Source organism: Burkholderia humptydooensis, from assembly GCF_001513745.1.
Lineage (GTDB): Bacteria > Pseudomonadota > Gammaproteobacteria > Burkholderiales > Burkholderiaceae > Burkholderia > Burkholderia humptydooensis.
In genome coordinates, this window is record NZ_CP013382.1 from 2793072 (window position 1) to 2807393 (window position 14322).

At 69.1% G+C, this 14322-nt stretch carries 12 protein-coding genes; 2 read left to right on the forward strand and 10 right to left on the reverse strand.

Annotated features, from left to right (window positions below; genetic code table 11):
- Positions 1 to 114: 114 nt before the first annotated feature.
- The 6 genes from AQ610_RS31255 to AQ610_RS31280 all read right to left on the reverse strand — a co-directional run bounded on the left by AQ610_RS31255 (position 115) and on the right by AQ610_RS31280 (position 6764).
- The gene (locus AQ610_RS31255) at positions 115 to 1464 is read right to left on the reverse strand and encodes an LLM class flavin-dependent oxidoreductase (RefSeq protein WP_006028265.1); all 1350 of its coding nucleotides are present in this window, start codon (positions 1462 to 1464) and stop codon (positions 115 to 117) included.
- Positions 1465 to 1724: 260 nt separating this feature from the next.
- Positions 1725 to 2540, reverse strand: coding sequence for a 4'-phosphopantetheinyl transferase family protein (locus AQ610_RS31260; protein WP_006028266.1), 816 nt, complete (start codon positions 2538 to 2540; stop codon positions 1725 to 1727).
- A gap of 115 nt (positions 2541 to 2655) precedes the next feature.
- Complete coding sequence (locus AQ610_RS31265; protein WP_015603460.1) at positions 2656 to 3909, reverse strand: MFS transporter; 1254 nt, start codon at positions 3907 to 3909, stop codon at positions 2656 to 2658.
- A 354-nt stretch (positions 3910 to 4263) separates the two neighbouring features.
- A complete protein-coding gene (locus AQ610_RS31270) occupies positions 4264 to 4944 on the reverse strand; it encodes a flavin reductase family protein (RefSeq protein WP_006028268.1) in 681 nt (226 codons plus the stop codon).
- Positions 4944 to 5204, reverse strand: a complete 261-nt coding sequence (locus AQ610_RS31275) for a hypothetical protein (protein WP_043282944.1) — start codon at positions 5202 to 5204, stop codon at positions 4944 to 4946. Before AQ610_RS31275 ends, AQ610_RS31270 begins: the two co-directional genes overlap by 1 nt.
- Positions 5205 to 5624: 420 nt before the next feature.
- Positions 5625 to 6764 (reverse strand): autoinducer binding domain-containing protein, encoded by a 1140-nt coding sequence (locus tag AQ610_RS31280; protein ID WP_006028270.1) that lies wholly within the window; start codon positions 6762 to 6764, stop codon positions 5625 to 5627.
- A gap of 179 nt (positions 6765 to 6943) precedes the next feature.
- Here AQ610_RS31280 and AQ610_RS38285 point away from each other — a divergent pair, with 179 nt between their 5' ends.
- A complete protein-coding gene (locus AQ610_RS38285) occupies positions 6944 to 7339 on the forward strand; it encodes a hypothetical protein (RefSeq protein ID WP_009916074.1) in 396 nt (131 codons plus the stop codon).
- Positions 7340 to 7417: 78 nt separating this feature from the next.
- On the opposite strand, the gene lpdA is transcribed toward AQ610_RS38285, so the two are convergent.
- Genes lpdA through AQ610_RS31305 form a run of 4 tightly spaced genes read right to left on the reverse strand, consistent with a single transcriptional unit; the run spans position 7418 to position 12476 of the window.
- The gene (gene lpdA / locus AQ610_RS31290; protein WP_009916077.1) at positions 7418 to 8818 is read right to left on the reverse strand and encodes a dihydrolipoyl dehydrogenase; all 1401 of its coding nucleotides are present in this window, start codon (positions 8816 to 8818) and stop codon (positions 7418 to 7420) included.
- 4 nt (positions 8819 to 8822) lie between these two features.
- A complete protein-coding gene (locus AQ610_RS31295; RefSeq protein WP_006028272.1) occupies positions 8823 to 10193 on the reverse strand; it encodes a dihydrolipoamide acetyltransferase family protein in 1371 nt (456 codons plus the stop codon).
- 1 nt (position 10194) lies between these two features.
- Positions 10195 to 11238, reverse strand: coding sequence for an alpha-ketoacid dehydrogenase subunit beta (locus AQ610_RS31300; protein ID WP_009916082.1), 1044 nt, complete (start codon positions 11236 to 11238; stop codon positions 10195 to 10197).
- A 5-nt stretch (positions 11239 to 11243) separates the two neighbouring features.
- Positions 11244 to 12476 (reverse strand): 3-methyl-2-oxobutanoate dehydrogenase (2-methylpropanoyl-transferring) subunit alpha, encoded by a 1233-nt coding sequence (locus AQ610_RS31305; RefSeq protein WP_009916083.1) that lies wholly within the window; start codon positions 12474 to 12476, stop codon positions 11244 to 11246.
- 639 nt (positions 12477 to 13115) lie between these two features.
- On the opposite strand from AQ610_RS31305, the gene AQ610_RS31315 reads away from it, so the two are divergent.
- Positions 13116 to 14243 carry a DUF6670 family protein gene (locus AQ610_RS31315; RefSeq protein ID WP_006028276.1) on the forward strand — a complete coding sequence of 376 codons (1128 nt, stop codon included), beginning with the start codon at positions 13116 to 13118 and terminating at the stop codon, positions 14241 to 14243.
- The last annotated feature ends 79 nt before the right edge of the window (positions 14244 to 14322 follow it).

Sequence of the window (14322 nt, forward strand, 5' to 3'; positions counted from 1 at the left end):
CACGCCGCCGCACGCGGGCGGCGGCGCCATCGACAGGTTGCGGGCGATCGGAGCGCTTCAGTCGGCCGTGCGCCCGGGTTGGCGGCATGCGCGCCGCGCCGGCGGCCAGTTTAGCTAAATTGCCGCAACCTGTGCGTCATGGGCGTAGCGACTCTCCTTGTACGGCAGCCCGAGGTGGTCGCGCAGCGTCGCGCCGCGCCGCACCGGATCGAAGTAGCCGCGCGCGGTCAGCACCGGCAGCACGCGGTCGACGAAATCGTCTAGCCCGAAGCCCGTCACCGGCAGGCCTAGCATGAAGCCGTCCGCCGCGCCCTCGTCGACCCAGCGGATCATCTCGTCCGCGACCCTGTCCGGCGTGCCGATGAACGCCTCCGACGTACCGATGTTCGAGCGCCGCGTCGACACTTCGTACGCGACCTCGCGCAGCGTCAGCTTGCGCTCGCGCGCAAGCCGCTTGATGTTCTCGGTCGTCGACTGGAAGCCGTCGTTGCCGAGATTGCCGATGTCGGGAAACGGGCCGTCGAGCGGATACACGCTGAAATCGTGCTGCTGGAAGAAATGGCTGAGGTACGTGAGCGCCTCGCGCGGCGACAACAGGTCGCGCACCTGCCGATACTTGTCATCCGCGTCTTCCTGCGTTGCGCCGACGATCGGGCCGATGCCCGGAAACACCTTCACGTGATCGGGATCGCGGCCCGCGGCGGCGGCGGCGGCCTTCACTCGGCGATAGAACACGCGCGCTTCGTCGAACGTGCTGCCGTTCGAGAACACCGCATCCGCGTAGCGGCCCGCGAAGCCGATGCCGTCGTCCGACGAGCCTGCCTGGAAGATCACCGGCTGCCCTTGCGGCGAGCGGCGGATGTTGAGCGGCCCCTCGACCGAAAAGAAGCGGCCGCGATGATCGAGGCGATGCAGCTTGTCCGGATCGAAGAATTGGCCGGTCGCGCGATCGCGCACGAGCGCGTCGTCGTCCCAACTGTCCCACAGGCCCTGGACCACGTCGAGATGCTCCTCGGCGATCGCGTAGCGCTGCGCGTGATCCGGATGCGGGCGGCCGTAGTTCTTGCCCGTGCCCTCGATCGACGACGTCACGACGTTCCAGCCCGCGCGCCCGCCGCTGATCAGATCGAGCGACGCGAACTGCCGCGCGACGTTGTACGGCTCGCTGTACGACGACGACATCGTGCCGACAAGGCCGATCTTCGACGTGAGGACCGCGAGCGCGGACAGCAGCGAGATCGGCTCGAAGCGGTTGAGGAAGTGCGGCGCCGACTTCGGCGTCACGTACGCCGAATCCGCGATGAACGCGAACGCGATGCCGGCGCTTTCCGCGCGGCGCGCGCGATCGACGTAGAAATCGAAGTTGATGCTCGCGTCCGGGGGCACGCTCGGATGTTTCCATGCGTTCATGTTCGCACCCGCCCCTTGAATCAGGACGCCGAAATGGATGTGTTTTCTGGTCATGGGAAGGCTCTATCGAAACGTTCAAACAGCGCGCGCGAACGCAGCGGCGCGTCACGCCGCTCGGGCCGCGCGCCCGGGAAGGCCGCGCACCACGTCGCAGCCTCGCGGCGCCGTCGTCCGACGAACCCGGACTTCGTCGTGCGATGGCGCCTGTCTCGAACGTCGGGCGAACATCGCCCGTCAGTTCGCGATACTAAATAAATTCGCGCGACCGATCCGTGTACGGTGCGGCCGTCCTGCTTTCGGTGCGCGCTGCGCGCTCAGCCGAGCGCGGCCGCGCAGCGCGCGCTCGCGGCCGGGTTCGGCACGATCTCGCGCATCCTGATGTCGAACGGGCGCGCCGCCGCGTGCGCGTCGCGAATCCCGAGCGCCATCTGATGCTCGGCGCCGACGTCGAGCAACGCGAACTGCCAGTGGCTCGCGTCGTCGCCGACGTGCCGATCGAATGCGATGCGCACGGGCTGTGCGGGCAGCGCGAACGAGAACTCGCCGAGATCGATCGACAGCCCGACGCCGCGCGCCTTGATGTACGCCTCCTTCAACGTCCACAGCTCGAAGAAGCGCGTGCGCCGCTCGTCGGGCGGCAGCGCGAAGAACGCCGCGCGCTCGCGCGCCGAGAAGTGCGATGCGGCGATGCCGTCGAGATCGTTGCTGCGCGCGCGCTCCTCGACGTCGATTCCCGCGTCGGCCGTGCGCGTGACGACGCACGCGACGATGCTGCGCGCGTTCGACAGATTGAAGCGCAGCGGCGGCCGCGCATCGCCCGCGTCGATTTCCGGCCGGCCGTGCGCGTTCGCGCGAAATCGCCATTGCGCGGGCGCGACGTCGCCGGCATACGCGGACAGCACGGTGCGGCACAACGCGCGCGTCACGAGATATTCGAGCTTCAGGTGATCGAAGGCGAAGCGTCCGAGGCGCTCGCGCTCGTCGGCGCTCAGCAGCGCGCGATAGCGCTCGCGCAGCGCGGGCGTGTCGCAGGCAGCGGTGCGCGCGTACCACACGTGCGCGTCGCGTTCGCCGAGCGGCAGCGCAGTCGGTGCGTTCATCGTCGGGAAGGGCGTCGAGGCGTTCGTCATACGGGTCGTCGTATCGTGCGCGAGCCGCTCGCGCGGGTATTCGGGTCCATGTTCGAGTCGGCGCGCGCGATTGCGTCCGCATTCGCGGCGCCGACGCCTCGCGCGCCGCCCTGCGTCAAGCCCGCGCGACCGCCGCGCCGCCATGCGCGGGCGCGTCGTTGATCGGGAAGTGCAGCAGCGCCGCGAACAGCCCGGCGAGCGCCGTCGCGGCCCAGATCAGCGTGTACGACCCCGTCGCGTCGAACACGTAGCCGCCGAGCCACGAGCCGAGAAACGAGCCGATCTGATGGCTCAGGAAGCACACGCCGAACAGCGTGCCCAGATGCCGCGTGCCGAACACCTTCGCGACGAGCCCGCTCGTCAGCGGCACGGTGCCGAGCCACGTGAGCCCCATGATCGCCGCGAAGACGACGACCGACGTAGCGGACTTCGGCCCGAGGAAGAACAGCGCGATCGCCGCGCCGCGAATCAGGTACAGCCAGCCGAGCACGTGATGCTGCCGGTAGCGCCCGCCGAGCCAGCCGCACGCCCAACTGCCCGCCATGTTGAACAGGCCGATCAGCGCGAGCGCGGTCGCGCCGAGCCCGACCGGCATGTGGCAGAGCAGCAGATAGTTCGGCAAGTGCGTTCCGATGAACGCGAGCTGGAATCCGCAGGTGAAGAAGCCGAGCGTCAGCAGACAATAGCCGCGATGCCGCACCGCATACGACAGCGTGTCCTTCAGCGATACGGCCGCGGTCTCGTGCACGACCGCATGGCTGCCGCGCGTGTTCCGGTCGAGCAGCACGCCGAGCGGCGCGATCGCGATCATGCAGCCGGCAAGCACGAACAGCGCCACCATCGTGCCCGAATGCGACGTGAACCACTGCGCGACCGGCACGAGCGCGACCTGGCCGAGCGAGCCGCCCGCGCTCGCGATGCCCATCGCCATGCTGCGCTTTTCGGGCGGCGCGCCGCGGCCGACCGCGGTCAGCACGACGCCGAAGCTCGTGCAACTGATCCCGATGCCGACGAGCACGCCTATGCCGAGCACGAGCATCGCGCCCGTTGGCACGACCGCGGCGATCGCGAGGCCGAGCGCGAACACGACCGCGCCGATCGCGACGAGCGGCCCGGCACCGTAGCGGTCGGCGGCCGCGCCCGCGAACGGCTGCGCGGCGCCCCAGACGAGGTTGTGCAAGGCGATCGCGAACGCGATCGTCGTCACGGGCAAGCCGTGGTCGAACGAGAATGGCCCGATGAAAAGGCCGAAGGTTTGCCGCACGCCCATCGCCGCGCTCATCACGAGCGCGCCGGCGATCACGGCGATCATCATCGGATTGAAGAAACGTGGGGATCCGTCGCGTCGATGCGTTTCGGGTGCAAACATGTCCGCTCCTGTTATGGCGGCTATCCACGGCGCGAGCGCGACGCGGACAGCGCGATTCGTTTTAGTCGATACGGCGTCGCATCCTCGATCGCACGGCGCCCGCAAGCGTACGCCATCGCGAATGCAATGGCGCGTCGCGCGACAAGCGGCATGTCGCCGGCCCTCGGATGCGCGCGACGATTGCGCTTGGCGCCCGCACCGCACGCGAGCGTCTGAACGATCGAAGACTTTGCAGCGCAACAATCCGGCGCGTGTCGGCGCGCCGCGCTGCGGCCATGGAACCATCGGATGATTCGCATTGGAGTCTATATGAGCGTTTCGCATTTGTGCAGGAATTCCCTCGCCCGCTCGGCGTCATTGCGCATCGTGCAAGCATGGGGTCAGGGCGCGCGCCGCGCACGGCGCGCCGTCCTGCCACAGCAGCGGCGCGACGGGCCCGGCAACCAGCACCGAATCGACCCGGCCGATCACGATCGTATGGCTGCCGTAGCTGAAATCGCCGTCGACGGCGCACCACAGCGTCGCCTGCGCGCCGGCGAGCATCGGCACGCCGTGCGCGTCGCGCCATTCGCCGTGCGCGAAGCGCGCGTCGTGATCGAGCTTGCCGCTGAACGGCGCGATCAGGTCGAGCTGGCGCTCGTGCAGCAGGTTCAGCGAGAACCGGCGCGCGCGCATCAGCGGCGCATGCAGCGTCGCCGCGCGATTGATGCACACGAGGATCGCGGGCGGCTCGGTGGTGAGCGCGCTCACCGCGGTCGCCGCCATGCCGTAGCGGGCGCACGCGTCGCGCGTCGCGACGATCGACACCGTCGACGTCAGCCGGCGCATCGCGGCCTTGAAATGCTGCGCGAGCGCATCCGGCGCGGGCGCGGAAGATGCCGCGCGCATCGGCGCCGATGCGTGTGCATGCGGCGTCGATGCGCGCGGCTCGGCGCGCGATGCGTCGCGCCGTTCGCGCTCGGGCGCCGGCCGCTCGAATGCGGCGTGCGCGTCGCTTGAGGCGCGCGATGCGCGCTCGGTCCAGGGGCTCGCCATTACGTCTCCTCCTTTTGATATCGGGCGGTCGCCGCGAAACGGTCGTCGAACAACGCGAATTCGGATGTGCCGGAGCGCGCGGCGCCGCCGCCGATCAGGAACCAGCCGCCGCCGATGTACAGCGGCCCGGCCGACGCGATGCGCGCGTCGACCGAATAGCCCGCGCGGCCCGCGCCCGCCGCCACGATCGACAGCGCGCGCTTTCCCGCGCCGTGCGCAACACGCGATAACCGCCGCGCCAATCCGGTGTCTGTCGCCATCTGATCGAATCCTCGCTGCGAGGCGTCGCTTGTCGTCGCGATTCAGCGACATCGCGCGCCGGCGGGCGGGCGAACGGCGGGCCGCGCATCCGTGCGCCGATGCGCGCGCCCGTTCGTCGACGACTACCGGCCCCTCGTCGTCCAATTGCCTCTCGTTCGAATCTGCCCGTTTCTGTTTCTCGGCGTCCGGCGCGGTTCGGGCCCGCATCGAACGCACTTCGTCATGCATTCAACCTGAATCGTGAACCGATGGATGCAGCGGCCAACCTGACGGCGCATCCGCGCGACGCACCGCGCGCGTGCGCGGCGTTCGTCCGGCGACGCATCGCGCGTGACGGCCGATGCGTGCGATACAGGCTAACGGAAAACGCCCGCGTAATGACTTAGATCGTTTACGGCATATGGCAAGCATGCTTACGCTCATTTCGAGATATAGCCTTCGGCAAGCAATCCCAGGCGCTTCGCCTTCGTCGCGCTGCTCTTGATGTGCTTGCTGTCCATCTTGCGGTTGATCGCGGTGAAGAGCTGATAGACCGCGCGCTCGTCGAGCCGCAATTCCTCGGCGACGTGGCGCGCGCCGCCGCCGCGCGCGACGAGCCGCAGCGCCAGCACGTCCTGCGCGGCGAGCGACAGCTCCTGCGCGAGCTCGCGACGGCGCCGCACGACGCGCCATTCGAGCATCTCGTTCGCGAGCCCGCGCAGCACGCGCCGGTTGCGCCACAGCGCGTCCTCGCCGTGCGGCGCGGACAGCGGCGTCGCGACGTGCAGCAAGCCGAACGTCGACACGTCGCGGCGATGCGCGGGAAAGAACACGTTGCTGCCGAGCCCCTGCGTCTGCGCGTAGTGGTTCAGCCAGTGATCGGACGGCAATTCGGCAAGCGCCGAGCCGCGCAACGGCTGCGTGTTGTCGCGCGCGTGCGCGACGGCGGGATCGTTCAGATACCAGTGCTGGTGCACGTAGCGCTGCGCCCACGCAGGCGCGCCGCCGATCAGCAGATCGTGCGTCGTGAACTCGCCCGTGTCCTCGTCGACGACGAACCAGTGATAGAAGCACTGCGTCGCACCGCATGACGCGCAGATCCATCGCATCAGCGCGAGCAGCGCGCCGTCGTGCTCGCATTCGACCGCGAATTCCGGCTGCGCGGCGGGTGCGGCAAGTGCGGCGGGTGCGGCGGCCGCGCGCTCCGCTGGGCGGTATGCACCGGATGCGTCGTTCGCGGCATGCGCATGCCGTGCATCATGCACAGCGAGCGTGCCGTGCAGCCCCGCATCGCCTGCTGCGCGATGCACGTCGAGCAACGCGCGGTAGTCGATCCCGAGCTGCGCGGCATAAGGGTCGTGCTCGACGAACGCCGCGACGGCCGCCGGGTCGCGCAGGCCGACGCGCTGCGTCGACACCGGCTCGCCGGGGCTTTTGCAGCGCCGTTCGAGCACGAAGCCGCGCAACGCGTCGCCCTGCACGCCGAGCGAGATGCGCTTGCCGTCGACGATGCCGACGCGCGTGCGCGCGAGGTCGGAAGAGGAAGGTTCGAAAGGAACAGAGGTGGATTGTCGAGCCATGACGCCGATCCATTGGTTGGGGTGGGAAGGCGATGGCGGTTTGGCCCGACAGCCGCAAAGCGCACGACGACCGGGCGGCTCATGGCGACAGGTCAAATTGCGAACGGTGACGTGAACGCGTCGTGCGGAGTCGGGAAAGAAAAGAATTGCTCCTGCATCACGGCCACCGGCGGCCATCGGTGGTGATCAGTCGCGCGGCAGCGACGCTGCCGCCGTCAAGCGGAGTCGAGCAAAGGGAAAAGGAAGGGCACGCCCGCGCGATGCGCGGGCGAATCGGACGCCGGCGTGCCCGGCGGGCCTCGTTATCTGGGCTGGAACCGGTACGCCGGCACGGCGCACCGAATGCGAAAACGCGCGCGACGCGCGCGGCAGAGGCTGCGTTCGCTCAAGCGGCGCGCCGCCGGCGCGAGGCACGATGCCGCGCACCGGCGGCGCGCGCCGGAATGGCGAACGAAACGCGTCGGCCAGCGCAGCCCGCGACGCGCGAACGCGTCCGGCACGTCGCCGTACCGCTTAGTTTTCGTCGTAGTGGATGTTGGAGATCGCCATTCGCCCTCGCTCGCCTCTGTGCCTGATGGCCGGGATCGCGACGCGTCCCGGCGTCGTTGATGTCGGACGCGATCGCGCGGCGCGCGCGATCGCGAATGCGTGCTTCAGATGTGCAACGCGTGGCCGAGCGCGCGAAGTGCGGCTTCCATCACCGCTTCCCCGAGCGTCGGATGTGCATGAATCGTACCACTGACGTCCTCGAGGCGCGCACCCATTTCGAGCGATTGCGAGAACGCGGCCGCGAGCTCGGACACGCCCACGCCGACCGCCTGCCAGCCGACGATCACGTGATCGTCGCGGCGCGCGACGACGCGCACGAAGCCGTCCGCGCCTTCGAGCGTCAGCGCGCGGCCGTTCGCGGCGAACGGAAACGACGCGCTCAGGCATGCGCCGAACGCGCGCTCGGCTTCGTCGGGCGCGAGCCCGGCCGACACGACCTCGGGATCGGTGAAGCAGATCGCCGCAATCGCGGCGGGCATGAAATGGCGCCGCTTGCCGGCAACCAGCTCCGCAACCATCTCGCCTTGCGCCATCGCGCGATGCGCGAGCATCGGCTCGCCCGTCAGATCGCCGATCGCCCACACGTTGCGCATCGACGTGCGGCACATGTCGTCGATCTTCAGCGCGGCGCCCGCGCGGTCGAGCTGCAGCGTCTCGAGCCCCCAGCCCTGCGTGCGCGGACGGCGGCCGACCGTCACGAGCACCTGATCGGCGGCGAGCTCGGTTTGCGCGTGCGCGTCGTCCTGCACGCGCACCGCATCGCCACGCGCGTTCAGTCCGAGCACCTCGTGGCCGAGATGCACGCGCACGCCGAGGCGCTTGAGCGAAGCGGCGACGGGCTTCGTCAGCTCCGCATCGTAGATCGGCAGGATGCGCTCGCGCGCCTCGACGACGGTCACGTCGACGCCGAGCTTGCGGTACGCGATGCCCAGCTCGAGCCCGATGTACCCTGCCCCGACGACGACGAGCCGCTTCGGCAGCCTGCCCGGCGACAATGCCTCGGTCGACGAGATCACGTTGCCGCCGAACGGCATCGCCGGCAGCTCGACGGGCTCGGAGCCCGCGGCGAGCAGCAGATGCTCGCACTGGATACGCACGCGCGCGCCGTCGCCCGTGTCGACGTCGACGTTCTTGCCGTCGACGACGCGCGCGTCGCCGTGCACGACTTCGACGCCGTTCTTCTTCAGCAGCGCGCCGACGCCGCCCGTCAGCTTCTTCACGATGCCGTCCTTCCACGCCACCGTGCGCGCGATGTCGATCGCGGGCGCCTCGGTGCGGATGCCGAGCGGCGAATCGCTGGCGAAACCGCGCACCTTGTCGAATTCGCCCGCTGCGTGAATCAGCGCCTTCGACGGGATGCAGCCGATGTTCAGGCACGTGCCGCCCAGCCTGTCGCGCTCGACGAGGATCGTGCGCACGCCGAGCTGCCCCGCGCGAATCGCGGCGACATAGCCGCCGGGCCCGCCGCCGATCACGAGCAGGGTTGTTGTCCTGGTGTCGCTCATCGGCTCATTCCACGAAAAGAAGGGCGGGTTGCTCGAGCAGCGCGCGCACGGCCTGGATGAACTCGGCCGCATCCATGCCGTCGACCACGCGATGATCGAACGACGAAGACAGGTTCATCAGCTTGCGCGCGACGACGGCGCCGCCGCGGAACATCGGCCGCTCGACGATCCGGTTCACGCCGACGATGCCGACTTCGGGCGAATTGATGACGGGCGTCGACGCGATGCCGCCGAGCGCGCCCAGGCTCGTGATCGTGATCGTCGAGCCCGACAGCTCGTCGCGCTCCGCGCGGCCCGCGCGCACCGCGTCCGCGAGCCGTGCGATCTCGGCCGCGATCGCCCACGGATCGCGCGCCTCCGCATGGCGCACGACAGGCACCGTGAGGCCCGCCTTGCTCTGCGTGGCGATGCCCAGATGCACCGCGCCGTGACGCGTGACGACGCCGGCTTCGTCGTCGTAGCGCGCGTTGATCTGCGGGAAATCGCGCAGCGCGATCACCATCGCACGCGCGAGGAACGGCAGCACCGTCAGGCGGCCGCGCGCATCGCCGTACTTGCGGTTCAGCTCGGCGCGCAGCGCTTCGAGCTCGGTGACGTCGATCTCTTCGACGTAGCTGAAGTGCGGAATCCGGCGCTTCGCGTCCTGCATCCGCTGCGCGATCTTGCGGCGCAGGCCGATCACGGGCACCGCTTCCTCGTCGTGACGCTCGGCGTACACGGCATGGCCGCCGCGCGCGCGCGACTCGGCCGCGCCGCCGCCTTGCAGGAAGGCGTCCAGATCCTCGTGCCGGATACGGCCCGCTTCGCCCGTGCCGTGCACGTAGCGCAGCTCGACGCCGAGATCCCACGCGCGCTTGCGCACCGCAGGCGACGCGAGCGGACGCTCGCCCGGCCGGCGTGCGGGCGGCGGCGGCGAGGCGCTCTCGCGCGCGGCGGATTGCGCGGCGGCGGGCGATGCCGCGTGCGCGGCGCTCCGCGCTTCGCGGTCGTCGCCGGCATCGCGCTCGCTTCGCGCGGCTGCCGCGCCCGCATGCGCATGCGCCGCGTCGGCAATGCGCTCCCGCGCCGCGGCCGAGCCGCGCGCGTCGCCGTTCGCCGCCGTGCCATCGGGCTCGCCCTTGTGATTGCCGTCGCCTTCGACTTCGAGCCGCACGAGCTCGCTGCCGACCGGCAGCACGTCGCCTTCCTTGCCGCCCAGCGCGACGACGACGCCCGCGACGGGCGACGGAATCTCGACCGACGCCTTGTCGGTCATCACGTCGGCGATCGCCTGGTCTTCCTTCACGTGATCGCCGATCTTCACGTGCCACAGCCCGAGCTCGACCTCCGCGATCCCTTCGCCGATATCCGGCATCTTGATGACGTGGATGCCCATGTCAATTCTCCATCGCGCGCCGCAGCGCGTCGCCGACCCGGTTCGGGCCCGGGAAATACGCCCATTCCTGCGCATGCGGATACGGCGTGTCCCAGCCGGTCACGCGCTCGACGGGCGCTTCGAGCCAATGGAAGCAGTGCTCCTGCACGAGCGAGATGAGTTCCGCGCCGAAGCCGCAGGTGCGCGTCGCCTCGTGCACGACGACGCAGCGCCCCGTCTTGCGCACCGATTCGACGATCGTGTCGAGATCGAGCGGCCACAGGCTGCGCAGGTCGATCACCTCGGCGTCGATGCCGGTTTCCGCGGCGGCCACGAGCGACACGTGAACGGTCGTCCCGTAGGTGAGCACCGTCACGTCGCCGCCGGCGCGCACGATCGCCGCCGAATCGAGCGGCACCGTGTAGTAGCCGTCGGGCACGAGGCTCGCCGGATGCTTGCTCCACGGCGTCACCGGCCGATCGTGGTGGCCGTCGAACGGGCCGTTGTAGAGCCGCTTCGGCTCGAGGAAGATCACCGGATCGTCGTTCTCGATCGCCGAGATCAGCAGCCCCTTCGCGTCGTATGGATTCGACGGCATCACGGTGCGCAGCCCGCACACCTGCGTGAACATCGCCTCGGGGCTCTGGCTGTGCGTCTGGCCGCCGTAGATGCCGCCGCCGCACGGCATGCGGATCGTCAGCGGCGCGATGAACTCGGCCGCCGACCGGTAGCGCAGCCGCGCCGCCTCCGACACGATCTGGTCGGACGCCGGATAGAAGTAGTCGGCGAACTGGATCTCGCAGACGGGGCGCAGCCCGTACGCGCCCATCCCGACCGCCGCGCCGACGATGCCGCCTTCGTTGATCGGCGCATCGAACACGCGCGACTTGCCGTACTTGTTCTGCAGTCCTTCGGTGCAGCGGAACACGCCGCCGAAATAGCCGACGTCCTGCCCGAACACCACCACGTTGCCGTCGCGCTCGAGCATCACGTCCATCGCCGAGCGCAAAGCCTGGATCATGGTCATCGGCGAAGCCGCCGGACCGTCTTTGCCTGCTGTCGTCATCGCTGTCAAACCCCGAGCTGTTGGCGCTGCCGGCGCAAGTGCGCGGGCATCTCCTTGTAGACGTCCTCGAAAATGCTCGCGACGTTCGGCACGTGCTCGTCGGCCAGCGTGCCGTAGCGCTCCGCTTCCTTCTGCGCGGCGAGCACCTCGGCCTCGAACGCGGCCTTCGTGTCCTCGTGCTCCTGCTCGGACCACACGCCGAGGCCGACCATGTGGCGCTTCAGGCGCTCGAGCGGATCGCCGAGCGGGAAGTGCGTCCAGTCGTCGCCGGGGCGGTACTTGGTCGGATCGTCGGACGTCGAGTGCGGGCCCGCGCGATACGTGACCCATTCGATCAGCGTCGGCCCGAGGTTGCGGCGCGCGCGTTCGGCCGCCCAGCGGGACGCGGCGTAGACCGCGAGGAAGTCGTTGCCGTCGACGCGCAGCGATGCGATCCCGCAGCCGACGCCGCGCCCGGCGAACGTCGCGCCCTCGCCGCCCGCGATCGCCTGGAACGTCGAGATCGCCCACTGGTTGTTGACGACGTTCAGGATCACGGGCGCGCGGTACACGTGTGCGAACGTGAGCGCGGTATGGAAATCGGCTTCGGCCGTCGCGCCGTCGCCGATCCACGCGGAAGCGATGCGCGTGTCGCCCTTGATCGCCGAGGCCATCGCCCAGCCGACCGCCTGGATGAACTGCGTCGCGAGATTGCCCGAGATCGAGAAGAAGCCCGCGTCGCGCGACGAGTACATCACCGGCAACTGGCGGCCCTTCAGCGGATCGCGCGCGTTCGACATCAACTGGCACATCATGTCGACGAGCGAATAGTCGCGCACCATCAGGATCCCTTGCTGCCGATACGTCGGAAAGCACATGTCGCCGCGCTCGAGCGCGAGCGTGTGCGCGACTGCGATCGCTTCCTCGCCGAGGCACTGCATGTAGAACGAGATCTTCTTCTGGCGCTGCGCGATCTGCATGCGCGCGTCGAAGATGCGCGTCTTCAGCATCGCGCGGATGCCTTTGCGCAAGATGTCGGGATCGATGTCGGGCGCCCAGGGCCCGACGGCTCGTCCGTGCTCGTCGAGCACGCGCACGAGGCCATAGGCCAGGTCGCTCGTGTCGGCGGGCGCGACGTCGATAGGGGGTTTGCGCACCTTGCCGGCTGGCGACAGGCGCAGGTAAGTAAAATCGGTCTTGCATCCCGGACGCCCGGTAGGCTCCGGCACATGCAATCGCAATGGCCCGTACTGGCTCATTCAATTGTCTCCACGTTTGATTTTGTCGCACGCTTCGCCGCAGAGCGTAACAAAGTTATCGCGCATGGTGAAAGCTTCTTCGGCCCCGGAGTCGCCCCGATTTTCAAACGGACGCCGGAATGCTATGAGGTCGTTTGGCACGCTCGTTCGCGTGGCGTCGGTCGCGCGTGGCGGATGCTGCGGGCGCGATATCGCGCGGCATGTTGCCGTGCATGCGGCACGCGTGTTCGTCGAGTTCGTTTTTGTGCGATGCGCAAGCGCCGCGGCGCGAGCGCGCGCGCGAACCCGCCCGGCATTCGCGCGTCGCACGAGCGGCGCGCGCCGTGCGCGATGCCCCCACTCTCGTCACGAGTTATGCGCTTGCGTCCGCCCGCCGACGCGGGGAAAACGGCGGCGCATCGCGATTCGAATATCGCTTATCACCACAATCAATTTCCGCGGTTTCGCGTTTCGTCCTAGACTCTCCAGAACGTTACATCGATTGATGTAATTATTGGCTGGGCGGCGCGCATTCCGTCTCGACCGTTCGCGCGAAGTCCGCTTCATTCACGACATGGAGACCGCCCGCGCGCGACATCATCTGGATTCCGAATCGTCACGACTTCGTCGCCTGCGGCGCGCCACCGACTGCTTTCGCTCATGAACTCGATCCTTGCCCCGGACAACGCGCCGCCCGCCTGCGCGACGCGCACGAACCCGCTGATGTCGGCGCTCGCGCGCATCGTCGTCACCGCGCTGCTGCCGAGAATCGACCGCGCGGCCGATGCGTCGACGCGTCCGTTCGTCACGCCGGACATGCTCGTGCCGCACGTGCGCGACAAGCGCTACGGGCTCACGCATTACGGCATCTTCTTTCCCGAGTTGCCGGAACCGCACCGGTACTGCAACGTGATGACGCTGCTCGGCGCGACGGGCAGCGTCGCGTTCGACAATGACTACCTGACCGACGGCGATCCGCGCGACGTCGCGACGGTGCTGTCGTCGACGGCCGCCGACGGCGCGCATCACTATCGCGCGTATTCGATCGCGCGCGAATGCGCGGTACGGCGCGCGGACATGGTCGTCGCGTTCGGCGGCGACCTGACGATCGCGGGCGCGTACCCGCGCTACACGGTGAAGGCCGACTACGCGCACTTCGGCCTCGACGTCGCGATCGACTGCACCGACATCGTCTCGTGGTTCGTCCGCAACGTCGCATACGACCACCTGAGCCTGCTCGCGACGTGCTCGGGCACGATCCGCCACGGCGGCCGCACGATGCCGGTCGACACGCTGTGCACGTTCGAATACGCACGGATGACGACGCCGCAAGCGTGGTTCGCGAAGCCGCTCGGCGAGCGCTGGAAGCTGCCGCTCGATTTCTTCACGTACCAGATCGTGAACCTCGGCGAAGGCGTCCAGTTGCTGCTGACCGAAGTCCGCGTGCTCGGCGAAAAGGCGTTCAAGGGCATCCATCTGCGCGCGCTCGACGGCGCGGCCGAGATCCACGAGCGCGGCGTCGCGTTCGTCGTCGACGAATACGGGCCGGAGCTCGCGAACGCGCCGGACGGCCGGCGCATGCGGCTGCCACAACGGCTGTCGTGGACCGCGCGCGACGGCGCGGGCCGGCCGTGGCTCGAACTGCGCGGCACGATCGACAGCCCCTGGCGCTTCGGCCATGGGCGCGGGTATGTCGCGAGCTATCGCTTCGACGGCTTCGCCAAAGGCCGCGCATACAGCGGCCGCGGCTACATCGAGTACGTCGATTGCGAGGTGCCGCGGCGCTGACGGTTCGCTTCATTGTTGCTTGCCGTCGCTTCCCGTCGTCTCCGTCGCGCGTCGCGCGACGCTCGTCCGCAACTCGGCC